General features: G+C 45.9%; 23 protein-coding genes. 13 read left to right on the top strand and 10 right to left on the bottom strand.

The window, feature by feature from the left end; all coding sequences use genetic code 11:
* The first annotated feature begins 340 nt into the window (after window positions 1-340).
* Window positions 341-1,666, top strand: a complete 1,326-nt coding sequence (locus tag QL898_RS05655) for a trypsin-like peptidase domain-containing protein (protein WP_290176119.1) — start codon at window positions 341-343, stop codon at window positions 1,664-1,666.
* 169 nt (window positions 1,667-1,835) lie between these two features.
* Here QL898_RS05655 and yfaE read toward each other — a convergent pair whose 3' ends face one another.
* The 9 genes from yfaE to QL898_RS05610 all read right to left on the bottom strand — a co-directional run bounded on the left by yfaE (window position 1,836) and on the right by QL898_RS05610 (window position 10,302).
* Window positions 1,836-2,105 (bottom strand): class I ribonucleotide reductase maintenance protein YfaE, encoded by a 270-nt coding sequence (yfaE, locus tag QL898_RS05650; RefSeq protein WP_057759542.1) that lies wholly within the window; start codon window positions 2,103-2,105, stop codon window positions 1,836-1,838.
* A 125-nt stretch (window positions 2,106-2,230) separates the two neighbouring features.
* Complete coding sequence (gene nrdB, locus QL898_RS05645) at window positions 2,231-3,364, bottom strand: class Ia ribonucleoside-diphosphate reductase subunit beta (RefSeq protein WP_290176118.1); 1,134 nt, start codon at window positions 3,362-3,364, stop codon at window positions 2,231-2,233.
* Window positions 3,365-3,450: 86 nt separating this feature from the next.
* Window positions 3,451-3,822, bottom strand: a complete 372-nt coding sequence (locus QL898_RS05640) for a hypothetical protein (protein ID WP_290176117.1) — start codon at window positions 3,820-3,822, stop codon at window positions 3,451-3,453.
* A 36-nt stretch (window positions 3,823-3,858) separates the two neighbouring features.
* Window positions 3,859-4,146, bottom strand: a complete 288-nt coding sequence (locus tag QL898_RS05635; RefSeq protein ID WP_071001399.1) for a type II toxin-antitoxin system mRNA interferase toxin, RelE/StbE family — start codon at window positions 4,144-4,146, stop codon at window positions 3,859-3,861.
* The gene (locus QL898_RS05630) at window positions 4,136-4,387 is read right to left on the bottom strand and encodes a type II toxin-antitoxin system Phd/YefM family antitoxin (RefSeq protein WP_290176116.1); all 252 of its coding nucleotides are present in this window, start codon (window positions 4,385-4,387) and stop codon (window positions 4,136-4,138) included. The genes QL898_RS05635 and QL898_RS05630 overlap by 11 nt, the downstream gene beginning before the upstream one ends.
* A gap of 468 nt (window positions 4,388-4,855) precedes the next feature.
* Entirely contained in the window at window positions 4,856-5,623 is a 768-nt protein-coding gene (locus QL898_RS05625) for a DUF4145 domain-containing protein (protein ID WP_290176115.1), read from the bottom strand.
* Window positions 5,624-5,733: 110 nt separating this feature from the next.
* Window positions 5,734-8,010 carry a class 1a ribonucleoside-diphosphate reductase subunit alpha gene (gene nrdA, locus QL898_RS05620; RefSeq protein WP_290176114.1) on the bottom strand — a complete coding sequence of 759 codons (2,277 nt, stop codon included), beginning with the start codon at window positions 8,008-8,010 and terminating at the stop codon, window positions 5,734-5,736.
* 502 nt (window positions 8,011-8,512) lie between these two features.
* Window positions 8,513-8,824: a DUF493 domain-containing protein gene (locus QL898_RS05615; protein WP_356638619.1), complete on the bottom strand. Its 312-nt coding sequence runs from the start codon at window positions 8,822-8,824 to the stop codon at window positions 8,513-8,515.
* A gap of 518 nt (window positions 8,825-9,342) precedes the next feature.
* Window positions 9,343-10,302 carry a bestrophin family ion channel gene (locus tag QL898_RS05610; protein WP_290176112.1) on the bottom strand — a complete coding sequence of 320 codons (960 nt, stop codon included), beginning with the start codon at window positions 10,300-10,302 and terminating at the stop codon, window positions 9,343-9,345.
* Window positions 10,303-11,112: 810 nt separating this feature from the next.
* Between QL898_RS05610 and QL898_RS05605 the strand changes: the two genes are divergently transcribed.
* The 12 genes from QL898_RS05605 (at window position 11,113) to QL898_RS05550 (ending at window position 26,185) form a co-directional block, all read left to right on the top strand.
* Window positions 11,113-15,321, top strand: a complete 4,209-nt coding sequence (locus QL898_RS05605) for a phage tail tape measure protein (protein ID WP_290176111.1) — start codon at window positions 11,113-11,115, stop codon at window positions 15,319-15,321.
* Between the two features lie 9 nt (window positions 15,322-15,330).
* Window positions 15,331-18,972, top strand: a complete 3,642-nt coding sequence (locus QL898_RS05600; protein WP_290176110.1) for a hypothetical protein — start codon at window positions 15,331-15,333, stop codon at window positions 18,970-18,972.
* A gap of 10 nt (window positions 18,973-18,982) precedes the next feature.
* A complete protein-coding gene (locus tag QL898_RS05595) occupies window positions 18,983-19,804 on the top strand; it encodes a hypothetical protein (RefSeq protein ID WP_290176109.1) in 822 nt (273 codons plus the stop codon).
* Window positions 19,805-20,131 (top strand): hypothetical protein, encoded by a 327-nt coding sequence (locus QL898_RS05590; protein WP_290176108.1) that lies wholly within the window; start codon window positions 19,805-19,807, stop codon window positions 20,129-20,131.
* Window positions 20,132-20,140: 9 nt separating this feature from the next.
* Complete coding sequence (locus QL898_RS05585; protein WP_290176107.1) at window positions 20,141-22,222, top strand: hypothetical protein; 2,082 nt, start codon at window positions 20,141-20,143, stop codon at window positions 22,220-22,222.
* A gap of 1 nt (window position 22,223) precedes the next feature.
* Window positions 22,224-22,451, top strand: a complete 228-nt coding sequence (locus QL898_RS05580) for a hypothetical protein (RefSeq protein WP_290176106.1) — start codon at window positions 22,224-22,226, stop codon at window positions 22,449-22,451.
* 220 nt (window positions 22,452-22,671) lie between these two features.
* Window positions 22,672-23,031, top strand: a complete 360-nt coding sequence (locus tag QL898_RS05575; RefSeq protein WP_290176105.1) for a hypothetical protein — start codon at window positions 22,672-22,674, stop codon at window positions 23,029-23,031.
* Window positions 23,006-23,383, top strand: coding sequence for a DUF2730 family protein (locus QL898_RS05570; RefSeq protein WP_290176104.1), 378 nt, complete (start codon window positions 23,006-23,008; stop codon window positions 23,381-23,383). The genes QL898_RS05575 and QL898_RS05570 overlap by 26 nt, the downstream gene beginning before the upstream one ends.
* Window positions 23,384-23,397: 14 nt before the next feature.
* A complete protein-coding gene (locus tag QL898_RS05565; protein ID WP_290176103.1) occupies window positions 23,398-23,724 on the top strand; it encodes an ArsR family transcriptional regulator in 327 nt (108 codons plus the stop codon).
* 9 nt (window positions 23,725-23,733) lie between these two features.
* Window positions 23,734-24,276, top strand: coding sequence for a DUF3486 family protein (locus QL898_RS05560; protein ID WP_290176102.1), 543 nt, complete (start codon window positions 23,734-23,736; stop codon window positions 24,274-24,276).
* A 2-nt stretch (window positions 24,277-24,278) separates the two neighbouring features.
* Window positions 24,279-24,578 carry a hypothetical protein gene (locus QL898_RS05555; protein ID WP_290176101.1) on the top strand — a complete coding sequence of 100 codons (300 nt, stop codon included), beginning with the start codon at window positions 24,279-24,281 and terminating at the stop codon, window positions 24,576-24,578.
* A gap of 17 nt (window positions 24,579-24,595) precedes the next feature.
* Window positions 24,596-26,185, top strand: coding sequence for a terminase family protein (locus QL898_RS05550; protein WP_290176100.1), 1,590 nt, complete (start codon window positions 24,596-24,598; stop codon window positions 26,183-26,185).
* 1 nt (window position 26,186) lies between these two features.
* On the opposite strand, the gene QL898_RS05545 is transcribed toward QL898_RS05550, so the two are convergent.
* A complete protein-coding gene (locus QL898_RS05545) occupies window positions 26,187-26,492 on the bottom strand; it encodes a hypothetical protein (protein WP_290176099.1) in 306 nt (101 codons plus the stop codon).
* Between the last annotated feature and the right edge of the window lie 49 nt (window positions 26,493-26,541).

Raw genomic sequence — 26,541 nt, 5'->3', positions numbered from 1 at the left:
TGTATGTCGTAAGGTACTATGGATTCACTAAGCAAAAATTATGTATTATCTGTCATGTTTGAGAGTGTTTGGTTTTGATCTTTTGACTTTATGTTCAATTCTCTAGCTTTATAAAAGTTATTTTAACATGCCGTTGTAAGCAAGCAGACAAGCTGGATAACTGAAATGGTACACGATACGTTACTATTTACTGGTATTGCGGTTATAATTTATACACGTGAGTCTGCCTAGCTGTATAGCATTTGACCATCCTATGAATGGGTCAAGACTAGCTAAGCGGTTGCTATTATCTCACTTCGTTTTTCACTGTCTGTTTGCAATAAATTTATAGAGGTTTTATATGTCGTCATCCCGGAACACCAATAACAAGGCGTCTTTATTAAAATGGTTACCTTGGGTCTTATTGCTGCTAGTGTTGGCGGCGTTTATCTGGTTGTTCACAAGTATGAAATCGACATCGGAGGCCACATGGGAGCCGCCGAGAACCCCGCCTGCGGAGCAGCAAGCAGCAGAGCCAGTGTCGGACACGCCAGCGCCTATTTCTTCTTATCATAATGCGGTGGCGCGTGCTTCGCAGTCTGTAGTCAATATCTATACGACGCAAACGATGACCGAGCATCCTTATATGGATGATCCCGTACTGCGCCGGTTTTTTGAGTATCATGGTGGCCCATCACAAGAACAGGGCAATACCAATTTAGGCTCTGGTGTGATCGTATCAGAAGACGGTTATATCGTGACCAATGCCCATGTGATCGAAAAGGCCGATGAAATCACAGTCGCGTTTAATGATGGTCGTAAGAGCCGCGCCAGAATCATTGGTACAGATCCTGATAGTGACCTAGCTGTGATCAAGGTTGATATGACAGGGCTAACACCACTCGGATTCCGCGAAGATCCGATTCGTGTGGGTGATTTGGCGCTAGCGATTGGTAATCCATTTGGCGTGGGTCAGACAGTGACGCAGGGGATTATATCAGCGACTGGTCGTACTGGACTGGGTGTCAATAAGTTTGAAGACTTTATCCAGACTGATGCGGCGATCAATCCGGGTAACTCAGGCGGTGCACTGGTCGATGCTCATGGCGAGCTAGTCGGTATCAACACCGTCATATTCTCGCGCTCTGGTGGTTCGATGGGTATTGGCTTTGCGATTCCGACGGCACTGGTTGAGCAAGTGATGAATGCCTTGATCAAAGACGGCCGTGTCAGTCGTGGCTGGTTGGGTATCGAGATTCAGTCACAGCTACGTGACCCAACACAGTTAGAGACGTCAACAGGCGTAGAAGTACTAAACGTCATTGATAACAGCCCAGCGGCAAAAAGTGGTCTACGTGTCGGTGATATTGTCCTAACCATCGACGATGTCGAGATGACAGATGCCAATACTTTGATTCAGTATGTTGCTCGTAAGCCACCAAATACTGAACTGGATGCGCAGATACTACGCCAAGGTAAAAATGCTCAAGTAAAAATCACGCTAGAAGAGCGTCCAGCACAAGAGCCGCTTGAGCCTCCTGTCGTACTACAAAATGAGAGCATGGGCGGAATGGAGCAGCCAAACATCCAAGGTGATGAAGAAACGCCAATGATGTCAAAGGCAGAGCGTGATCGTATGCGCGAAGAGCTGATGAAACTGTTTGAACAAGATGCCGCGTCTCAGTAAGTCGTAGTTATTGTTACCACTGGGTGCTGACTCATAATGTATATATGAGTCAGCACATTTATTTAGCTAATAGCATAAAAAAGCGCGCTCCTTATCTAAAGGAGCGCGCTTTTTGTTGGAGCTGATTTTTCTAAATTTTAAAGGCTAGGTTCATTTATACGTAACCCTGCTATAACTTTTCAATAGGGTCATGATTGATATAAATGACACCTTGCACACGGCAACAGCAGGGCAGAATTTCATCTTCTTCAATCATCGCCAATGGGTCAAATGGATAATCAACTGTATGTGAGCTAGCAATACGTTTGACTCGGCAACTACCACAATAGCCTTCGCGGCATTGATAGTTTACATCGTGTCCGGTGCGTAGCAGTCCATCTAGCAGACTCTCGTCATCATGTAGATAGAACTGCTTTTTACTGGTCATTACCCAAGTCATTGTTAATCCTATTGGGATATGTCTGTGCTATTGCTATCCCTACTATTAACCCATAAGACGATTACAGCGGTAGAAGTTTTATAGCTTCAAATCTCTACTGCTCAAGCCTTTATCTCTCAAAGCTCTTACAATTCAAAGTCATCAAAATCACTGTCTGATAAGTCAGAGTCAATCTGACCAACCAAGTACGAGCTAATCTCAGTCTCTTGCGGGGCGACCTGCACATTGTCAGATGACAACCACGTGTTGATCCACGGGATTGGGTTTGATTTTGAGTTCGGGAACGCAGCTGGCAAGCCGACAGTTTCCATACGTAAATTGGTGATGTACTCGATATATTGGCAAAGGATGTCTTTGTTTAAACCAATCATCGAGCCATCTTTGAACAGGTAGCCTGCCCATTCTTTTTCTTGTTCAGCAGCTTTGCGGAAAATCTCGATACTTTCTTCATAGCACTCTGCGGCAATCTCGACCATCTCAGGATCATCACGACCATTACGCATGAGGTTTAACATGTGCTGCGTACCTGTCAAATGCAGCGCTTCATCACGAGCGATGAGCTTGATGATTTTGGCATTGCCTTCCATCAATTTGCGCTCAGCAAAGGCAAACGAGCAGGCAAACGATACATAGAAACGAATGGCCTCAAGCACGTTGACTGCCATGATGCATAGGTACATTTGTTTCTTCAATGATCTTAAATCAACCGTGACTTGCTCGCCATTGATGTTGTGCGTACCTGGACCGTACAAGCTATATAGCTGTGAGTTGCGGTATAGCTCATCATAGTACTGGGCGATATCAGAGGCACGGCCTAAGATGTGCTCGTTTTGCATAATGTCATCAAAGATAATATTTGGGTCATTGACGATATTACGAATGATATGCGTATAGCTGCGTGAGTGAATGGTCTCGCTAAACGACCATGTCTCAATCCATGTCTCAAGCTCAGGGATAGACACCAGCGGCAGTAGCACTACGTTTGGACTACGACCTTGGATAGAGTCGAGTAGGGTCTGGTACTTGAGGTTGCTCAAAAAGATATGCTGCTCGTGCGAGGATAGATTGCTAAAGTCGATACGATCGCGTGACACATCGACTTCTTCTGGACGCCAAAAGAACGACAGCTGCTTTTCAATCAATTGCTCAAAGATAGGGTGCTTTTGTTGGTCATAGCGTGCCACGTTGACGGGCTGACCAAAGAACATCGGCTCTGTTAGCGCATTGTTTGGCGTTTGAGAAAAAATCGAGTAAGTCATGGGACTGCCTTTATCATTGATATGGTTATGAAATTATACAAATTGGATATGATTATATTATAAATTTTGGTCAATGGCTTTTTGGGTTAAAGGTTCTCTAGTGATATCTGTGAGGGCTCTTTGCCATCGTTCATATAGGCTTTGAATATCTCGCTCAGTTCACTATCATCAAGTGCTTCTAATTCATCAAGTGCGCTTTTGCGTAGGGTACTCACATCCGACTCTTCCGCTGTTGTTTTTACGTCTTTTTTAGCTGCTCTCGATGCTGGTTTTTTGACTGCTTTTGCCACAGCCTTTTTGGTGACAGCTGCTTTTGGTGCTTCATCCATATTTAACTGCTGACGCACCGCTGCAATATCAACCTCGACTTGTACGATATGCGAGCCACCATCGTTTAGGTCTGAAAATACGTTTGGGATAAACAAACCACCGTCTTTGATGATTGCGGTATATTGCACATGACCTCCGTCGTTTTAGTTTTGTCTAGGTTTTGATTATGGCTGACGCGTCGCCAGACTGTCATATACCTTGTTGTTTTCTCTTTTACCAACTGCCAATACATAAACCACCACCACGTCATCTTTGACGGTATATACCAGACGATAGCCTATGGTGCGTAATTTAATTTTATAAGTATCAGTGTGTCCAGAGAGTTTTGACGCAGGCACATGAGGATTTGAGAGTCGCTGCTGTAATTTTTTCTTAAACTGCTGCTGGATACTTGGCGCTATTTTTTTCCATTCTTTTAATGCTAACGGGTGAAACTCAAGACTATAAGTCATCTAACGTGACCTTGATAGGCGTTTGCCCATCATTGATCCGTGCGCTTACGGTTTGGCTGAGTGCCATATCGTCCATCGCTTCCATCATGCGCTCAAACACGTCTGATGAGACCAAGTACGCCACGGGTTTGTTGTGGTTCAAAATCGCAATCGACTCACCGTCCGACTGTTTAATCAAGGCAGAAGGATTGTTTTTTAGCTCTGAGATACTGGCTGTTTGTGTCGCAAATATTGGTTGCATGACCTATTCCCCATTAAAATTAAGCTCTAAATATAGGGATAATTTTAGCACGAAAATTAGGTCTTATTTGTTACTCTGTTAAAATAAATATTTTAGTAGCCAATCCCGCCTACCGCTTGTATCTGCCTTGCCGCTGGCGTGCAGTCTATTGTGTCTAACCGCATTCCTGTTACCTCGATACTGCTCTCAGTCACAGACTGCATCGCCATCGTCGTCAGCAGGATACCGCTATAGTCGGGGCTAAAAAGCCTTACTAGGGCATCTTTATTTGTCCTTAACGATTCTTCTGTTTGGGCTTAATTTGTTATCCGCTTCCTATGCTTTTGAGTAGGTTGGTGTCGAGGTACGAGACCCAACAAAGACTCAAACCGTTGGGTTTCCTTCGTCAACCCAACCTACGTGCTAAATTTCTATATCATTGTAGCGCTGGTCGCATCCTATGACCTTGGCTAGTCTGAGTTATATTATTCATTTAATGCCTTTTGCTTTATTGATCTTTTTTGCTTTAGCTAGAATAGTTTTGGATTTTTTTTCGAATAATTCAGATAGGACATGCTCTAAAATTTCATACAAGTCAATGACATTATTCTTGGTTAATCTCTTTTCTGGGTGGCTACCTTCATTGCCAATCCATTTAATTGCGAAGAGTAATTCTTTGATTTCAGAATGTTCCTTAGCTAGTTTATCAATTCTATTGTGTAAGTTTATTTTGACTCTCTTATTTTTTTTCTTGTCTATAGTAGTCTTTGGTACTCTTAAATGATTCAATATTAGCTCCAAGGCGGAGCGTGCATGATTTATTGCAGCAGAAGGAGAGCTAAAAAATAACTCAAAAGACTTATTAAGTTGATTAGTAATATCATCTGGAACATTTTTAGGTATATCGATGATTTTTAATGATGGATAAAAATAATAAGGCTCGAAACATGGTGAATAAACTTGCTTTTTGTTACCGTGTTCATCTTCCTCTATATCCCACTCCAAACAACCATGACCTGAGCTTGCAAACTGTTCATTACAATTGTTGTTTGAACATCTAAAGATGCAACTATATACGAAACGAACCGATTCATGATCCGATTCATAAAGAGGGTGTCCTTTTTGAGAAACAGAAGTTTCTTTGCTAGAAAAGGTATCCTCATTAATCATTAGATAACCATTAGAACAAGTTGAACAAGGCCAATAAGTATTTTGGTTTGTTGTGAAGTAGGAAGTTAGGAGTTCTTTGTCAATCATGAAATATGGTCTCATGTAGTAAGTCTAAATATTGAAGCATAGCGAGCTTAACCCAAAAGCCAAACCCGCCATCCATCAGAAATTCTATTTAAAGAGCCTCTCCTGCAAACCTAAATCTTACAAGCACCGCCAGCACAATCATCTTCCATATCCGCTTGCGCATCGTTCGCACCATCACGAGTGTTATGGTAGTACAACGTCTTCACACCCATTTTATAAGCGTTTAGCAAGTCTTTTAGCAATATTTTCATCGGTACACGGCCACCTGCATAACGAACGGGATCGTAGTTGGTATTGGCAGAGATGCTTTGATCGACGAACTTCTGCATGATAGCGACCAGCTTTAGGTAACCGTCATTGTTTGGCATTTGCCATAGTAGCTCGTACTGATCTTTTAGTTTAGCAATCTCAGGCACGACTTGCTTTAAGATGCCATCTTTGGACGCTTTGATAGAGACCAGACCACGTGGTGGCTCGATACCGTTGGTCGCGTTGGCGATCTGACTTGAGGTCTCAGACGGCATCAAGGCGGTTAGGGTAGAGTTGCGTAGACCGTGCTCAATGATCTCGCCACGTAGCGTTTCCCAATCGAGATGTAGCGGCTCTTGGCAGATTTTGTCCAAGTCGGCTTTGTACGTATCAATCGGCAAGATGCCTTGTGAGTAGGTGGTCTCATTGAACGCAGGGCACGCGCCTTGCTCTTTTGCCAATTTGTTTGACGCTTTCAAGAGATAGAACTGCAATGCTTCAAACGTCTGATGAGTCAGACCAAGCGCGCTGTCGTCAGAGTAGCGTGCGCCATTCTTGGCTAAGTAGTACGCATAGTTGATTACGCCCACACCTAGCGTACGGCGACGCATACTGCCGTTTTGAGCCGCTTTTACTGGATAGTCTTGATAGTCGAGCAGGGCATCAAGCGCACGGACGATTAGCTCGGCTGGCTCTTCGATGTCGCTGACGTTATCGACTTTACCCAAGTTGACCGCTGATAGCGTACAAAGGGCGATTTCCCCTTCTTCATCATTGATGTTATCTAGTGGCTTAGTCGGTAGCGCGATTTCCATACATAGGTTTGACTGGCGAATCGGGGCAACCGTCGCGTCAAATGGGCTATGGGTGTTGCAATGATCGACGTTTTGGATATAGATACGACCCGTACTAGCACGCTCTTGCATCATTAGGCTGAACAAATCAGCAGCTGGGATTTGGCGGCTACGTACGTTAGGATCATTTTCGTACTTGGTATACAACTCTTCGAACTTGTCTTGATCTTCAAAGAACGCATCATACAAGCCAGGAGTATCGCCTGGAGAGAATAGCGAGATGTCTTGGCCTTTGATTAGGCGCGTGTACATTGTTTTGTTTAACTGTACGCCGTAGTCCATATGACGGACACGGTTGTCTTCGACGCCGCGGTTGTTTTTCAGTACCAGTAATGACTCCACTTCTAAATGCCATAGTGGATAAAATAGAGTCGCTGCACCGCCACGGACGCCGCCCTGTGAGCAGCATTTCACCGCTGTTTGGAACAGTTTGTAGAATGGGATACAGCCAGTATGCTGTGCTTCACCGCCACGGATCGGGCTACCAAGGGCACGGATACGACCCGCATTGATGCCGATACCAGCGCGCTGTGATACATAGCGTACGATGGCGCTAGTAGTCGCGTTGATAGAGTCTAGGCTATCACCACATTCGATCAGTACGCACGAGCTAAACTGGCGCGATGGCGTACGTACACCTGACATGATAGGCGTCGGTAGTGAGATTTTGAATTCTGAGGTCGCATCATAGAAGCGTTTGACGTAGCTTAAGCGCTCAGCTTTGTCGTATTGGCTAAACAGACACATACCGACCAGCATGTACAAGAACTGCGGGCTCTCATAAACAGTTTTGCTCACGCGATCCTGTACCAGATATTTACCAGCCATTTGCTCAACAGCAGCATAAGCAAGATTCATATCGCGCCAGTGATCCAGATATTCTTCTAACTCATCAAATTCAGCACGGCTATAGTCCGCTAGGATATGTTGATCGTATTTGCCAGCATCAGTCAAAGTTTTGACATGATCATATAGATGCGGCGGGGTGAATTTGTTATAAGCAATCTTACGTAGGTGGAAGATAGCCAAACGCGCAGCCAGATATTGATAGTCAGGCGTGGTTTCAGAGATTAGGTCGGCGGCAGATTTGATGATGGTTTCGTGAATGTCACGAGTCTTGATACCTTCATAAAACTGGATGTGCGACTTTAGCTCAACTTGAGACACAGACACGTTGTCCAAGCCGTGAGCTGCCCACGCTATTACCTTGTGAATTTTGTCTAAATCAATAGGCTCTAAACGTCCATCACGTTTGGTTACTTGGATTTTGTCAATATGTGTCATGCTGGCCTCTATTTTGATTGCTTATTGTGATGCTGCGCGCCGAGTGGGCGGCAGACATTCTTTATAACGCTATTATGTGGGGTTGTGCTAGCTGGTTTTTTTGGACAAAAAGCTACCACTACTCATAGTGACGGTTAAAATCACTGAGTACTACATATAGCGTGTTTGTTAATTGGTAGGCACAATATAGCGGGAAAATTTTGAAAATACTATATTGATTTTAGAATAAAACTATGTTGCTACAAGGTTGTAGGCAGTCCAAATTTTGGCAAAGGACGATGGGATAAGGGTTAGACGCAAATGCGGTCAATAATAAAATTTTTGTAAAAATATCGTGAGATTTACTTTTCATTCTCTCGGTTATTGTCGACTGATATTGCGAGTCATGGCGGCAACAATGCGGGCGCAGATTGTACATCAAACCACAAAAAATCGCCACCCATAACTTATTACTAGCGAGTGACGATTTGGACTAAAAAGGCGTTAAAGTTTTTTATGCGACTTATAAAACAATACGAACCGTTTTTGCATTATCAAGTGAGGCATAAAGCGCATTTACTTGCTCAGCAGCCGTTAGGTATAAATTGACCCGTGCCGAGTGAAAACGACCTGTTTTAGACGGTTTCACTTCGATAGACGCCAGATCAAAATCAGGGAACTGACTACCCAAGATCAGCTTTATCTCATTCAGTAAGCTTTCATGCTCACCTTCATGACCGATGATGCTTAATGGGTAGTTCATCGGGAACTCCCAAAGCTCTGGGTTTTGAATATCGGTTTTTTTGCCTACCAATGCGCCTTTATTTGGCGTCAGGTCAGTGACTTTAACTGATGGCTGATTGCTGGTTGGGTTATTTGGGCTGTTGTCGTTGTTGTCTTTTGAATCATCACTCATGATATGAGCCTCGCTTATATAGATAAATAGGAAAAAGTTAATCAGTCATTAGTAGTAAATAAGTAAGTAACTAACATTAAGTCATTCGAAAATCGCTGCTATAGACATTTAGTTAGTTAAACATCTGCTCAAATCATGCCAAAAGCATAACGCAAAAATCTGAGACAGGCTCAGTATGGTCGTAAGTGGCACTTAAATCAGTCAAGCTATAGTCGATTCAATTTAAAAGTAGTACAAGGCAACCGAGTGTAGATGTAACTGTGATACTTCAAGCGAGGTTAACGCTGTCATACTTTTATAGTGGAATGGCTATATTAGGCAGAGAATATATGCACTGTTTATAGTGGTCTATGGACGATTATTCAAGTGAAGTCTGTATTTAGTCCGTTCCATCTTGAAGTAAGCTAAGTGGCTTTTATTAAAACTGTTAATAGAAGCTATTGCAAATAACCATTGATAGGAGTGATATCAGGCGGAATATCCGTCTCTCCCAATGCTTCTCTTAGATTAATCTCGATGGTGCGTGATAAGGCAGTCAAAGGTAACTGATTAGCCGCCAAGCCAAAAGGTTCTTCTAACTCTTCACTAAGCGCGTCCAAACCAAAAAAGGTATAAGCAATCACCGCACAAACCAACGGGGTTGCCCAACCGAGTGATGCCACCAACCCGAAGGGCAACATAATGCAATATAAATAGGTCGTGCGATGTACCAGCAGCATGTAAGCAAAGGGCAGTGGTGTGTTATGAATGCGCTCGCACGCTGCCAGTACAATTGTCATAGAGGTCAGGCGTTCATCCATATTTTGTATGACTTGCTCCGATACCAGTCCTTGACGCCGAATATCGCCAAGCTGCTTACCCATCAGGCGCATTATATAATCAGGTACGTTTTTCGCTTGGCGCATACGGTCATAATGTATTGCTGCAACAAGAGGCTCGATATCCGTCCAAGGTGGCGTACCACGCAATCGGTGGCGCACCGCATGGGCAAAAGCAATGGTCAGATATACCATTGTTCGCTGAGTATCTCGTCCAGTTGCATTGTTATCCTCGTCATCTTCTATACCAGTCGCACCGTCCTCATCTATAAAGGATAGCACTTGGCGCGTTAAGCTACGAGAGTCATATACTAGCTGACCCCATAGTCCGCGCGCTTCCCACCAACGCTGATAACTGGCATTGTTCCGAAACCCAAGAAACAACGATAAGGCAATTCCGAGTAAGGTAAACGTTGCCATACCATAATAAGGAAACGAGTCAGGAAGCCAGTGCTGAATAATCGTGACAAGCGTACTAAGAATAGTAATCAGCAAAATTTGCGGATAGATTTTTGGAATGATTGATCCACGCAGGGTGAAAAATATCTTAAGGGCATTGGGTGTTTGCCGGACAATCATGTCAGTTTCCTAGCGATGGGGTATATGGAGACACTATTCAATGTCTCGTGTGATTCTAATATAGAAACGAGTTCTGTAAAGCCCAAAAGGCTATAAATTTATTCAAACAAAAGAGTACGGTGATTACTTAAGATCGGTAATTGGGATAGATAAAGGGGTTGAATCCTCGCCAAAAGGGAGATGTTTTTATTGATCTACTTTATGTATGTTAAAATGACGCCAAATATCACTTCTTAACTCTATAAAAGCTGTCACCACAAAGATGAATACGCCACCCTAGCTGACCCTCTCCTCAGTAATGATTGCTTCCTATAGCAATTACTCTCATAAAGCGTCTAACGCTTTTTCTTGTGCGCACGCACTGCTTTAACGTTTGTATCACTATTCGATATATCTAGTGGATCATAAAGATTACTCCACTAAAAGTACGTTATGACGATAACTCGCTGACTATGATCGTTCACATTTTTATATTCATTATCTGACACGTAATGGGCAAAGTACCTAGATAGAGATGCGCCTAGATAGCAAAGGATCTAAATAAAGATGTGTCAGACTTTTTATGTGAGCTGATTTTTAACTACTTTTTAGATACTTTCCAATTAGATGTAATCACACCTGTTATAACTAGACACTGAGAGATGTTATAAACTGGGATAATATGGGAAATAGTAAATAACAATGGGAAGTGAAAATAAATAAAGTTTCAAAAAATTAGGATTAAAAAAATAAGAAAACACTCTAATTTAGCATTTAGCTAAACCTACCTAAAATCGCTTATAGACATCATTACCTAAATGAATCCACTCTATGAGCGATCCAAATCTAAAACTTGCCTTAGAAATTGCACTCCAGACCAGCAATCTTAAAGATTTAGCGTCTTTAACTCAAGAGTTAAAAGCGTTGGGCGTTGATGTCTCTGGATTAAGTGAAAAAAGCGAACACCTTAACGATACTTTTAATACTCTTGAAACTAAGCAAGGCCTTATCGATTTATTCCGTGAGCAAAAAACGGCTGTCGTCGAAGCAAATACCGCTTGGAAAGATGCCCAAGATAATACGAAAAACTTAGCGAAAGAATGGCAAGCCGCTGCTGACAAAGCCGATGAGCTAAAAGAAGCGATGGAAGCATCGGACGAAGTCACCAAAGAGCAAAAAGCAGAATATCAAGCCGCTGCAAAAGAAGTCGAAAACTACGCTAAAGCACATGCCAAATCCGCTACTGAAGCTGCAAAACTCAAAGATGAACACACCAACCTAAATGGCCAACTTAGCGAAACCCGTCAAGCTATGGCTGATACTGGGTTATCTACTACTGACCTAGCCGCTCAATCCGCTGAGCTACGTGAGCAAAGCGCTGCTGCTACAGAGTCACTAAATGAGCTGACTGCTGAAGCTGAAAACCTCAATGCGATTGCGCAAGCTAAAATTACCCTCGGTATTGAAACTGACGATGCTGCCTTAGCGCAAATCGAAGAGATCAATCAAGCTTATGAGCTGCTACGTGATAGCGGCACGTTATCTAGTACAGAGCTTGCCGCTGCAACAGAAATACACACGCAGCGAGTCCAAGAGTTAGAAGATAGCTTATCTGGAGCAACAGATGAGACGACAGACTTTGCAACAGAGCTGGGTAAAGTTACAGCTGCTGCGGGTGGCCTCACTGTCGCTGTCAAAGCCGCGATGGATTTTGAAGCGGCAATGGCTGGCGTTAAAAAGACCGTTGATGGCTCACCTGAACAAATAAAAGCACTATCAAGTGAAATCCAGCAGTTATCGATTGACCTTGGACTTAGTAGTGAAGCTGTTGCAGATATTGCCGCGCAAGGTGGACAGCTTGGTATACCGATTGAGCAATTAGGTCAGTTTACTGAGATGGCCGGGAAAATGTCCATTGCGTTTGGTATCAGTGCTGATGAAGCCGGTCAGTCGGCGGCTGAGCTTGCCAACGTATTCCAGATATCAATGACGGATGTCGAAGCGCTTGGTGATGCCATCAATACGCTTGGTAATAATACGGCTGCCAAAGAACCCGCTATCGTTAATGCTCTACTACGAATCGGTGGTAGCGCTAGATCATTTGGACTCGCTGAAGAGCAAGCGGCGGCATTAGCAACCGCGTTTATCTCACTGGGCAAGTCGCCAGAAGTCGCTAGTACTGCGATTAACGGCTTACTGACTAAATTACAAACGGCACAAGTACAAGGTAAAGGCTTCCAGGAAGCTCTCGACGGGATGGGCTTGTCTGCTGATAAGTTAGCAGAAAGCATCAATGCCAATCCGCAAGAAGCGCTGTCTAACTTCTTGCAGACGCTTGGCGATCTTGATGAGCAGCAACGCTCAATCGCTACTTTTAAATTGTTCGGCCAAGAATACGCTGATGACGTCAATCTGCTGATCGGTAGCTTAGGTACTTACAACGATGCATTAGGGTTAACAGAAGATAAAACGAAAACAGCGGGCGCGATGCAGACTGAGTTTGAAGCGCAGATGTCAACGTCTGAAGCTTCTATCAATCGCGCTGAAGCAGCTCTAACAACAATTACGCAAACGCTCGGTCAATATTTACTACCCGTTGTCAGTGCTACGGCCAGCGGCGTCGCTAATATGGCTGAAGCCGTTAATAGCATCGCTGAAAGCTTCCCAATGCTTACTCAATTTGCTGTATTGCTTGCAAGTGCTCAAGTCGGCTTAGTTGCGATCAAAAGCTCTATGGCACTAGCGGGTGCTGCTGGCGTTAAAGCTGGTGCAAGTATTAAAGCTGGTATGTCGATGGCGAATACATCAATACTAAGCACAGTCGGCGTTACCAACACTCTAATCGCTAGAATGACTAGCTTAAGCGGCCTGTTCGCTGTCGCGGCTGGTTGGACGATTGGTACATCAATTGGCGATAGCTTGTATGAAAACAGCTCAGCCGTTAGATCGTTCGGTGATGAGTTAGGTCGCGGCTTAGCTTATCTTGATGCGATGGTTACTGAGCGATCGTTCGAAGATGTGCGTAATAACTTTGAAACTAGCGCTGAGTCAGCTGCACGTTTGGCCGCTGCACAAAAAGACGCGGTAACGTCTGCTGATGAGTTAGTCATTGCTGAACAAGAAGCGGCTAGTGCTGCGTTAGAGCAAGCCAATGCTAATCGTGAATTAGCCAATGATATCTTGATCGCTGAAGCGAACGTCAAACAGATGACGTCGGCTTTGACCGAAATGGCGACAAATGGAGAAGCCAACAGCACCGCTTATCAAAACTTATCTAATGATCTTGATGACACTAAAGATCGCCTCGCCGCGATGCACATCGAAGCCAAGCAAAACAATATTGGCGAGTTACTGAAGTCTGATTTAGATCTCGCCTCTGCTGCATTTGAGACTTTAGGGCTTGATGCGCAAGAATTTGCCACTGGTCTCAGTAGTAAGACAACCGCGTCACTCTCTGCATTTAGTGAAGTCGCTAAGCTCGCTGGTGATGATACGGCAAAGCTGGCGCGGGCTTATAGTGCTGCTTCTGAGCAAGTTGGTACTAACGCACAAGCTCAAGCGCAACTACAACAACAACTCCTCGCATCAACCAACGGCAATACTCAATTAGCAGACGAAGTTAAGCGTCTCGCTGTTGAGCAGCGTAATGCAAAGAGCGCAGCGGATGACCAAGCCGCTGCACTATCCCGCCTTGGCATCAGCATGGATGCCGTTAATCAAAGTATGTCTGCGTCTGGTCTTGAAATGGTAACGACTCTACGCAGTGGTATCACTGCTATTAAAGAGCAAGCGACTAGCGCCGACGCACTCAAAACCGCTCTTACTCAAGCGCTCGATACCTCCCTCTCTGCTGCAAAAACCAAAGCGGATTTTGATGCTATTAATCAGACGCTCAAAGAAGCGGGTCTGTCAGGTCAAGTCAGTGCTGAGCAAATTAAGCTATTGCAAGCGGGTATGCAAGGCGGCGCTGATGCTGCGCAAGCTGCGGCCTTGTCTATCGATGCGCAGACAGATGCGCTTAATAATAACGTCATAGCTAATACCTATAACAGCGATGCTAGTAAAGACAATGCTCAAGCTAAAAAAGAGCAAGCGGCCGCAACTGACAGCGCTGCTACTGCTACCGCCAACGCGACGCAGAATGAGAGCGTTAGTCTTGGTTTTATGCAACGCGTCACTGCAAGTATCAAAGACAAAATATCTGCACTTGACCAGATGGGCGCTACGACTGAGCAAACAGATGCAGCTTGGTCAAGCTTGATGCGTAGTATGGACGGCAAGCAGTGGCTGGGCTTGCGCGATTTTGCCCGCGACATGGAGAATGTTAACGCTACTGTCGATCAGCAAATCACTAGCTTTACTAATGCAAAGAATAAAGCTGAAGACATGACCAGAGCACTAAGTGGCACCTCTGTGACGAGCCGTGACTTAGTTAAAGCGCAACATGCTTTGCGTCAAGCGACTGACGCTAATGTACAAGGCATGATACGTCTCGATCAATCGACTCTCGATAATCTAAAAAGAGCGATAGACGACACTAAGCAAAAAATGACTGATCTGGCAAAAGAAGCCAAAGATACTGCCGATCAGCTAGAGGGTGAATTATTAAGGTTGCAGGGCAAAGACGACAAAGCCCGCAAGATTGAGCAAACCAAAGAGCTAGCGGAGATTGAAGCTAAGCTCTCAGAAGCACGGCTGCGCGGCAATCAAGAAGAGATCAAGTACTACAGCAAAGCGCTCAAGCTACAGCAAGACATCAACCGTGAAAAAGAAAAGTCGGCTCGTGATAGCGAACGTGCCGTACGCCGCGCTAATCAACCAACACCGCAGTCACCGTCCTCACCGTCGCGCCCAACTCCTGAACCACAGCCACGACCGCAGCCTCAAAACAAAAATGTACCAATACCAACTATCGCTAATCCAGTGACAGCCGATGACATCATAGATGCGCTTGATGATCGAATGATTAAGTACATCAAAGATATCGGTGCACAAGAGATATTGAAACAATTACAAGATGATGCCAAGCGCCGAACTTAAGGACAAAAAATGACCACACCAGAGACCAAAATAGTACGATCCGACCTACAGTTTTTCCCGTCCGAAAGGTTAACCGACAACGACGATGGCGGCGGTATGCCATTGGGTACGCCCATCAGCGGCGAAGCTAATGAGCTGTTTAACCCGATATCATCTATCGCACGGGTTAACGGTGGCTTTTATGCGCGGCTGGTGTACGCTGGCGTACAGCGTGCTGACGATGAGCCGCTAATCGGCGCTTTTGCAGCGATTACTAAGCCGCCAAGTGATCCCACGGTTAGCTATTTAATGTTCCCGGCAACCAAGTTTGGTGAATTGCGCCATGAGATTTTAGAACGTATCGAAGCGTTTAACGTTGCTAGCATCGAGTCGCGCATGACGCTACTGTCTACGCAGACCAAGCGCAGTAAGCTGGTGCAAGCTTACCAGCGCGTCGGTGAGCCACTACCACTGGTGGGTGATATTTACTGTATTACGCAGGATAAAGCAGGATATCCCTACCGTGAGCAGTACATCCAAGTTGCCCGCGTCACATCTGAGGATCGCACATTTACAAAGCAATCAAGCGGCAGCGCACAAGGGTTTACGGTCACTGTCGTTAAGATTGAGACGTCACAAGCGCTGCAAGATGACTTTGTTGGCGTGAGTTATCCAGGACAGGGTTATATCGATACACCAGCCAAATTAAAAGAGGTCAGCGTTGCAGATGCCGCGCAGTACTACGGTGTGCAGCCTGTCGCCGCGCCTGTTTTAAAAGACCGTCAGACGATCAAGGTCAAAAGTCTGATGGAGCGCATCGTCCCAACCAACGTCACTGAGTCTTTTTTGACCAATTTAAATGCGGCTGGGCAACGCCAAACACTGTTTGACGGCAGTAAGCCCAGCGCAAACGGCGTCGTCAATCTAACGGTCAATCGTCAGCATAAGGGCGGCAGCACATCTATCTATCTAGGCAATGCAGCTGTACCGGGCAGTATTAGAATAGACGGCAGTACTGGGGAAATTACAGATCGCGGTAATGATTTGATATTAGCAGATGTCACTGTCGGTACAATCAATGCGGCAGCAGGTGAGCTACTAATTAATAGTGCAAACCTTAATAGTTATATCCGTAGTGTATCGTTCCGACCAGCTGGCAGCGAGCTACAGATAGCTGATACGCGCCGCGAAGCGGTCACGATTAATAATCGCTCAAATATATGGTCAACCAATATCAACCCACCGCCTGCTGTTGGTAGTCTTATGGCCAGCTTTCGCTCGCAAGGAAAATGGTATGATCTGCACGATGACGGCACAGGCACGCTGGTCGGCGCATCAGCGGCACACGGATCAGGCAGTATCAACTTTGCGACTGGCGGCGCTGAGCTGACCACGGGTGAGCTGCCAGACGTAGGTAGCGCGATCATCTGGTCATGGGGCACACGCGCACGCTACTTTAATCGCTCAGACGGCATTGCGACGGCAAAAATGATGCTACAACTGTCACAAGAGGCTGTGCCAAGCACTTTGTCATTGTCATGGGTTGGTAAAACAGCAGTATGTGACGCGCTAGGCAACATCACAGGCGACTGGACAGGTAAATATAACCCCAAAACCCGCCAAATACACATCGATACGGGCGAGAACTTCTTACACGGCAACGGCGCGTACGATATCACTGTGCAGTACAGCACAGGCGTCATCAAAACGTCTGACATTACGCTATCAGCGCCGGATGTATCTGGCAAAGTATCGTTTACAGCACCGAGCGTCCTGCCCGGCACTGTGCAAGTCGATTATGAACTCCCCATGCCACTGAGCTTTGGCGAGTTAGATCAAAACCTCATGCTCAAGCGCGATCAAAAGCTGACAGCAACGGTCACAGACGATGCTCAAGGCAATCTAATTAATCAAAACGGCACGGTTGTCGGCACGATCAGCTACACGACAGGCGCGGGTGAATTTGATCCGGCGCTGATGTTTAAGTTGCCAAAAGCTCAGATAGGTGCGGCAACTGAGACCGTGCTGCCGACAGGCGGTGGTCTGGTGTTTGAGTTTCCAACAAAGACGACGTTTTATGTATCAGGCTATACATACAGCGATGAGCTATGCACTGTGCGAGACGATAGCACCACACCTGCCAAACTGCTGTGCTTTGAAGACAATAGCGAATCGGCTGTGACTGAGAACATCGCATCCGGACCTATCGAGATCAATCTATTGCCGGATTATTCTGAGATCGTCATGCCGTCTAGTGTGAGTTTTGAATGGTCAGGCAAACGCTATTTTGACAAAAACGGCAGCATTTTTACCGACTTAAACAATGTAACGGGTGCAGCCACGCTCGTTGGTAGTATCGACTACCAAACAGGTGTCGTATCATTGCGACAATGGCAATGGCAAACTAGTGCGCAGCCCAAGCTAATATCGCTAGCAACAAGCCTCACGGGGAATGTTGTCGATAGCGTGACTTTTCGCGTCCCTACCGCGCCCATCAAGCCCGGCAGCCTTACGTTACGTGCAACGGCACTCGATGGCACATTGGTCAGTGCAAAAGTGGCGCTGACAGGTGAGCTGACAGACGCTCATGTGACGGGCTTTGTTGACACGCAATTTGGTTTGGCAGACGCACAATTTGGCGATTGGGTAGACGCGATTGGCAAAGAGTCTGAGCCGTGGTATCAAGCCGACGCTATTACAGATGATGGGCAAATTTGGCAGCCCAAGCTGGTCTTTGCAAACACGATCACGTATGACGCGCAGGGCTTTACGTACTTACCGATCAACGCCGATGTGGTCAATATCGACACGGTACGACTGCCACAAGATGGGCGCATTCCGATTTTTAGACGCGGCGATACCATCATCATTGGTAATCGCGTCACGACTGACATCGGATCAGCACATACAGGCGGTCAAACCGTCACACTACCACGCAATGACGTCACGCGCATTAGCGTCATGGATAGCGATGACAAACCCGTCAATGCTGAGCTGTGGGACTATGACCTAGCCGCAGGCTCTATCACATGGCGGACACCGCTTGATTTATCCATGTATAAGATGCCGATCAAAGTAGCCCACGCGCAAGAGGAGCGCAACCGCATCGTTGACACAGATATCGACGGCACATTGAGTCTGCAATGGTCTGTGCGACGCGATTATGCAATAGCTGATACTTATGTCTCAAGCGTGCTTATCGGCGGTGATTTGCAAGTGCGCGTCTCTATCCCCTTTACCCAGCGAAGCTGGGATAACGTCTGGCGTGACGAACCCAAAGGCGATCAGCTTTTAAACAAGCTTAATCTGAAAGACTACCCCATGATCTTGACAGACGATGGCGCGATCAAAGAGCGCTGGATGATTAAGATGACGGGTACGTCTACGTTTGAGCTGTACGGCGAAACACTAGGCTTTGTCATGCGCGGCGATACGCTGACTGACCTTGCGCCGATTAACCCGGCAAATGGTACGCCTTACTTTACGCTACCAAAGCAGGCGTTTGGTGCTGATGCACCGTGGGCATCGCAAGACATTATCCGCTTTAATACGTGGGGCACATTATTACCCATATGGGTGCTGTGCGCTGTGCAACCCAACCCCAATCCGCCTACGGGTACTGACGGCTATACGCAGTGTCTGTATGGTGATACGACAGAAATAGAAGTTTAAGGAGAGAGAGATGAGTTTATTAACACCAGAGCAGCACCCTGTTAAATATTACTCAAGCAAAGACGCTGACGCGCCGCAGATATCTGATGCCGATCTTGTAATAAAAACGATAATCAAAGCCTGTTTAGTCACAGGTTATGGCGCAAAGGCAGGTGCGGGATGGACGGCGTTACACGAGGATGCCAATAAAATAGTTTTGCGGCGTCCTCTACAGACGGGTAACCCAGTCGATGTCAAGATAATAAATGGCTACGGACTCCATCAGATTGTTAGTCAAGACAACCCGTCTAGCATTAATGATGCTGCATTTTTAGCAAAAACCAATATGATAGCTCGCGATGCTAGCTGCGGTACAGAGTGGCATCTCATTGCCAGCGATTTTGGCTTTTTGTTTTGCTATCAGATGGGTTATAAATCTAATAGCGAAAAAAATAACATAATGTATGTCGGTAGTATGTCGCCGCTACGCGACACTGGATCGCCAATGCTAATGCTTAAAAACAATAAAGCGGCGACTAACGGTACAGCAGACTACGGCGTGCACGAGCTGCTGGGTACGGGTGTTAGCTTCATTGATATGCGTAGCGGCGCAGAGCTTACAGATAAGCAATACGTATCTATCTCTTTATATCCCGACAAAGAGTTTGTGCAAAAATTGATTATTCATAGTTACTTTACTCCATTTTACATCAGCGTCGCGTCGTACAGTAACGACAAAACAACAGAGACGGTTACGATCAAAGGCCGCCCGATGTTGCGCTGGATGAATAAGATGGATCGCGACACCAACTCTCGCGCGTTATTTATACCATTAGATTACTGGGAGCTATAAATGATAGTTGATACTGTAATTGTTGGTGCAATAAAGGCTGGTTATATCGCAGGGTCAGGTGACGGTATTGTCACAGTGCGCGGACAAGAAGATAAGCGTGATATTTATCTGCTAGATTCTAGTGACTTGCAAGTAGTGCGCAAAACGGAGTCTTTGCATAACGGTCATTATATGTTTTCAGGTCTTGACCCCAACAAGCGTTATCTAGTCATGGCACGAGACTACAAAAAAGAGTACGAACCATTTGTGTGGGATTACGTCAAACCTGCTGACGATTTAACGATTGATGAGCAGCAAGCACTATGGGCGTCATGGCAGACTAAATAAGGCGGATATATGGCAAGCTCATTACAATTGCGGCTTGAGCGTGCTATAAGTAGCAACCGCTTATCTAGTGCGCTAGAGTTACCGCTTGACCGTAAGTTAGGCGATTTATCACGCTATAAATACGTGTATGCTGACGCACTGCCGTTACCGCTTGAGCGTAAAATCAGTGAGCAGCCAGCGCCTCATGCGCTATATCTTGCACTCAGTCAGCCGCTTGGTACGCTTGCGCCTGTAATGTATGTCACATCAAACGCGCTACCACTGCCTTTATCTGAGCTAATCAGCGAGCAGCCACCTAGCAACGCGCTACCGCTAGGATTGACGCGTAAGCTTGGCACAGTCACGGGCGGTTATGTACCGCCTATCACGCCGCCACCTGTTGATCCTGAAGAACCGACTGACCCTGAGCCACCACCGCCTGAGTACGCACCACCATTAACAGCGCTAGCATCATATATCAGTAGCGTCATCACAGGCGTGCGCACGATCAATCATTGCCGTGACTGGCACCATAACGGGCATCATATCGCAAATGACCGCGCTATCATGCGTACAGACGTGATTAACGTCGGTCAGCGCTACGTCATGCGCCAGCGCGGCCTGATAGCGATTGCAAATCCCAGCGCCACACTGACATCAAGAGTATTTGAGCTGGCAGCAAAAGCGCGTATTAGCTATATCGCATTTATCCACATAACTGGTGAGACTCAGTACACGCACAGCGGCACAGTCGGCTATACGCGCTGTACTGACGTGCATAGCGCAAAAGTCGCGCATTATCGCAACTGCGCCACGCTACCGCTACAAGCGGCAGTCAATTACAGCGTCGGCGCAGGTCATAAAGTAACTGGCGTGGGTATCGCTCAATGCCAAGCTACTAAGGTTCAGCAAGCAGTCCTTGTACCTGACCGTTATTATCCAATTCCAGAGCCACCGCCTGATAAGCCAGACAATGTTTGCCGTATTAGACCGCCGTCAAGTCAGCTACCGTTACGCATGGCACGGCAGCGCAATGGCTTATTATCAAGTCATTTGCCGCTATCGCTGACTTGTTGGCATGATGATCCGCCGTTTACTGTACCAAGCTTAAGGACATATATTATGCACCATACAATAACAGCCAACATTGGCGGTATCGCGGTTGATCCGCTTGGCTTTAACATCAAGACGGATATGGATAGTCACTACTGGTCTGGCGGCGTCAGTATCAGTCCTGATGACCACGCCAAAATTAAGCATAAATTAGACGTTGAAATCGGTGCTGAGCCGATGATTAACGTAGCGATTAATAATTTAAGATTTAGTATCATCGCTGAAAACGCCAGTCGCAGTCGCAGTTTTGGCAAGACGACGCATGGCTTAGACGGTCGCTCAATCACCGCAAGGCTTGGCGCGGATTATGCGGCTGCTAGTGACCGATTGTTTGAGCAAGCAAACTATGCAAGCCAAATCGTTAATGAGCAGCTCGCTGACTTGCCCTTTACTGCTAATTTTGAGATAGACGACTGGCTAGTCCCTGCAAGCACTTACGCGGTATCTAACAAGACTCCGATGGCGGTGATAGCTGATATTTCTGAGGCCGCAGGTGGCTTTGTTGAGTCGCACCCAACTGACTCCACCATGACACTAAAGAAGCGCTGGAAAATCAACGCATGGGAGCTGGCTACTACCACGCCTGATGTGACCATACCTGCGCACGTTATCAAAAGCGCGACGGACAAGACGGTCAAAAACACGCGCTACAATACAATACTGCTAGTCGGTAATGTGGGTCATGAAGTATTTAGAGCGACGCAAGGCCGCGATATGGCAGCGTCTACGCTCAATAATGCCCTGTTTACCGCCCGTGAAGTAACTGTACCTAAAGGCTCAGCGGTATTGTCTGATAGCGGTACGCACTCTATACAGACGTTAGATTTGATATTTGATGACAGCATACCGCTGGCGCAGCTGGGGCAGATATGGCAAATTAATGATACGGATGGCGCGTGGCGTGGTGTGATAACGGGCGTTGCATTGGACTGCAAGGTTAACAACGACACGCCTGAGATTGGGCAGTCTGTTACTATTGATCGATATATGGATAATTAAAATGAATCTACTCAGTCAGTTTGACCAGCTCTTTGACCGAACCGAACAAGCCTTTGCTACAGTTACAGGACAGCGCGGCGGCGGTATTGTTGTTGCCCAGACGACAGGCGGCGCAAGCATACTATTAAAAGGTGAAATGGAGACCGGTAAAAATGTCTTTTATAATCGCAGAGATAGCACGATTATCAGCGAGGCTCCCGATGTCACTTTTAGTGAGTACCCAGTTTAGATTAGTAAAAGTGGTGACACGTTACCACTTTTATAATTCGTAGTTTGCTCAAGCCCACGCGCAGTGGGCTTTTTGTTTTTTATCCTATTCAATTTTCGGTAACAGTCACCGGTTTTGTAAGACAGTTTTAAAAAAGCAGTCTTTTTTATAGCCAGTACCGCTAACTATATACTCAAGACTATTAACTATTACGCTCTCTCACAACGAATAGGATAAGCACATGAGTACTGATCGCAACAAAAAAGGGTTTTCTGATGAATTAAAAGGGTTTTTTGACCCTAACGATACTCGTCATAATACTCAGCAGAATTTCGATGAATCATATCAAGAGCAGCCATCAAACGAGCAGTATCAAGATCAAATCTGGACTGAAGTATCAAACACCAGCAAGCCGTGGTATCGCTCAAAGACCATGCTATTTAACATCGGTGTCACTGCTATTGGCGTTAGCCAAGCAGTGTTGCCGTTTGCCCAGCCATTCGTCAATCCACGCACATATGGGCTATTGACGACTGCTGTGGGCGTAGCAAATATGGCACTGCGAGGCATTACCCGTGACGGTATTCAACGAGACGACTAAGCGAGACATCATGCAAAAGTACGACATACAACTTGCAAAATTTGCGTTTGATATCGTACAGACGGTAGTGATGGTCGGTATCTCAATCTATGTGTGGCTGATGACAAATCACAAAGCCAACTCTACGCGCATCCGTGATCTTGAGAGCCGACATGATAGCGAGATTGATGAGTTGGACACGCGTTTAACTTCAATCGAAACGAAGCTAGACGCTATGCCCAATCAGCAATCTATGAACACACTTCATAAGCGCATTAACTCGCAATCACAGACACTACACAAGATTGAAGGCGAGCTAAAAGGCATCGCTGACAACAACGCCATGATATTAGAAAAACTACTTAAAAATTGACTACGAGATGCACGATGGACATACGACAATTACAGACCGAAGACAACCGACGCAGTGTGCTGTGGTTTTTGTTATATGACCCTGATTATCAGCTCAGCGACTCTATGCTGCATTCTTGCTTTATTGCACATGGTAAGCGGCTTTCGTTTGACTTGCTAAAGACGACAATGCAGTGGCTGTGTGAGCAAGGGTTAACAACCGTCACGACCAATAACGGCATTGATAATTTGGCGCTTACCGATCGCGGATTAGAAGTTGCTAAGGGTATTGTGAACGCCATTGGTGTGCGTGACCTACGACCCTCTGAGCGCGCAGAAATCCAAGCGATTAACGGCTACTAAGGGACTGATATGGCAGCGAAAAGCACAATCAAAACCTTACCGCCTGAGCTACTTGAGCAGCTGCAAGACTGGCTACGTGACCCGTGTATTACTCAGCTAGAGGCTACTGAACGACTCAATGAGCTGCTAGCAGAGATTGATGAAGCGCCGCGTAGTAAGTCGGCTGTCAATCGCTATGCGGTGCAGATGAATGAGATCGGTGCCAAGATCCAGCAGAGCCGAGAAATGGCAGATATGTGGATCGGTAAGTTTGGCAATGCCCCGCAAGGCAAAGTTGGCCAGATGCTCAACGAGATGATCCGCAACTTGGCTTTTAATACGACTATCGACTTGGCCGAACAAGAAGCGCCTATACCGCCTAAGATTATTAAAGAGTTAGCGTGGGCGCTTGAGAAGCTTGAGAACTCATCAACGATCAATGAAAAGCGTCAGCGTGAGATTGAAAAGGCGATCTTGGAAAAGGCAGCTGATGAGACTGAGAAAGCCATTGTAGAAGCGGGTCTGTCCGCTGATACTGCCAATGAAATTAAGAAGAAAATTCTAGGATTATAACCATGTTAAAAATTAACGATAAAGTTAAGTTTGCAATGTTTGATAACGAGTACACAGTACACGCTTGTAATGAGCGCTATGCTATTTGTGTTGATGAAGCCAGTGAAGAGAAGTTTTACTCAATTACTGACAATCAAAGAAATATTCGTGGCACGCATAATAGCTATGGTCATGGCACTATATCAAGAGATCAATGTGAAGAAGTGCTGGCTCTATTGTCTGATGAAACTAATGAGCTAGATATTTCGCATCGCAACAACGTGCCATTAGATATTGAAGCTATCAACGGTCAAAAAGTTTAACCACTAGGTCTATAACCATGTATGACGCCAATGAAGTCTTACTCTCATATCAAAAGCGCTGGATAGCTGATGACAGTCAGTTAAAGATCGCTGAGAAGTCGCGGCGAACGGGTTTGACTTGGGCGGAAGCTTCAGACAACGCGCTAGACGCATCATTGAAGAAGTCTCAAGGTGGCTGTGATACGTTTTACATTGGTTCAAGCAAAGACATGGCGCGTGAGTATATCGATGCCGTGGCAATGTGGGCAACCATGTATAACTATGCTGCTGGTGAGATCATTGAGACCGAAGAAGTATTTGAGACTGACGACGGTAAAAAAGAGATCTTAACGTACGTTATCTACTTTGCCAGTGGCTTTAAAGTCAAAGCCTTATCATCTAATCCCAAGAACCTACGCGGTATGCAAGGCAACGTCGTCATTGATGAGGCGGCATTCCATGAGCATTTGGGGCAAGTCCTAAAGGCCGCGCTAGCATTGACCATGTGGGGCGCTAAAGTCCGCATTATCAGTACGCATAATGGCGTGGACAATCTATTTAATGAGATCATCACCGACAGTCGCGCGGGTAAAAAGCGCTACAGCGTCCACACCATCACGCTTGATGAAGCGTGCGAGGCAGGACTATACAAGCGTATCTGCCAAGTCACCAAGCAAGAATGGTCACAAGCCGCCGAGGATGAGTGGAAAGGCAATCTGCTGTCAGACACGGCAAGCCCTGAAGATGCGCTAGAAGAATACTGCTGTGTCCCGCAAAATGGCGGTGGCAAATGGCTATCCCGCGCCATGATTGAAAAGAACCAAAGCGCCGATACGCCGATCATCCGTCTGACCAAAGACAAAGACTTTAGTCTTATGCCTGAGCCGATGCGCTTTGATGAGATTCAAGACTGGCTTGATGAGACGCTATTGCCGATTTTAGATGGGCTTGATAAGCGCCATTGTCACTTTTTGGGTGAGGATTTTGCGCGTAGTGGTGATTTGACGTCATTCTCTATCGGTGCTGAGCAGCAAGATACCAGTCTGGCCGTACAGTTTATCGTTGAGCTGGCAAATATGCCGTTTAAACAGCAAGAGCAAATCCTGATGTTTATCTTAGCGCACCTACCGCGCTTTAGCGGCGCGTCATTGGATGCACGCGGTAACGGTCAATATCTGTCAGAATGCGCAACCGATGAGTATGGCGAATTGGTCGATGCGGTGATGCTCAGTGAAAAATGGTATCGAGAAAATACACCGGCGTTTAAAGCTGCGCTTGAAGACGGCGAGCTGACCGATATACCCAAAGACAAGGACGTCTTGGCAGACTTGCGTAGCTTTGAAGTCATTAACGGTGTGGCACGTATCCCAACCAAACGTACAACCAGTGAGGATAGTAACAATGGCGGTAATAACAACAAGCGTCATGGCGATACTGCCATATCATTGTTGCTATTGCATCATGCCAGTCGCAGCGAAAAGCCGACTGAGACAGGCGTTGTGGTCGAAGGCGATACTGGTCAATCTTATGGTAGAAATACCAGCGGTGATTACATGGCAGACATGGGCTATGTGGGCGGTGTCATTGGTGAGCATGGTATTAGCGTGAGTATGACGCAGGGGTTTTGATTTAATATTTGATGCCTGCGGTCTCACATCTGACTTTTTCTATTTTTTTCCATTCATTGTAGTTTGCCTCATCTTTTGCTTGCAAGTAAGCGGCACTAACAAAGCCCGCTTGTACGCAAATCTGCATCTTATCGCCTTGCTTTGTCGCTATTTGGTATTGCTCAACCGCATCATTGGCAACGGTGTCATAAATTTGCTGCTCAGTGCTAACCGCTGGTGTGGCGGGTTTATTACCAATGCTGGAGATAAAAGCCCAAGCAATCACTAAACCGATAATGACCATAATAATTTTAAATGACTTTGACATTGTTTAACCCTTCCGCTATCTGATTAATTTTTTCAAAGCATACCACACC

This window comes from Psychrobacter sp. APC 3279 (assembly GCF_030407795.1).
Taxonomy (GTDB): Bacteria; Pseudomonadota; Gammaproteobacteria; order Pseudomonadales; family Moraxellaceae; genus Psychrobacter.
The sequence above is the reverse complement of the archived record's forward strand: the minus strand, read 5'-3'. Positions and strand labels throughout refer to the sequence as shown.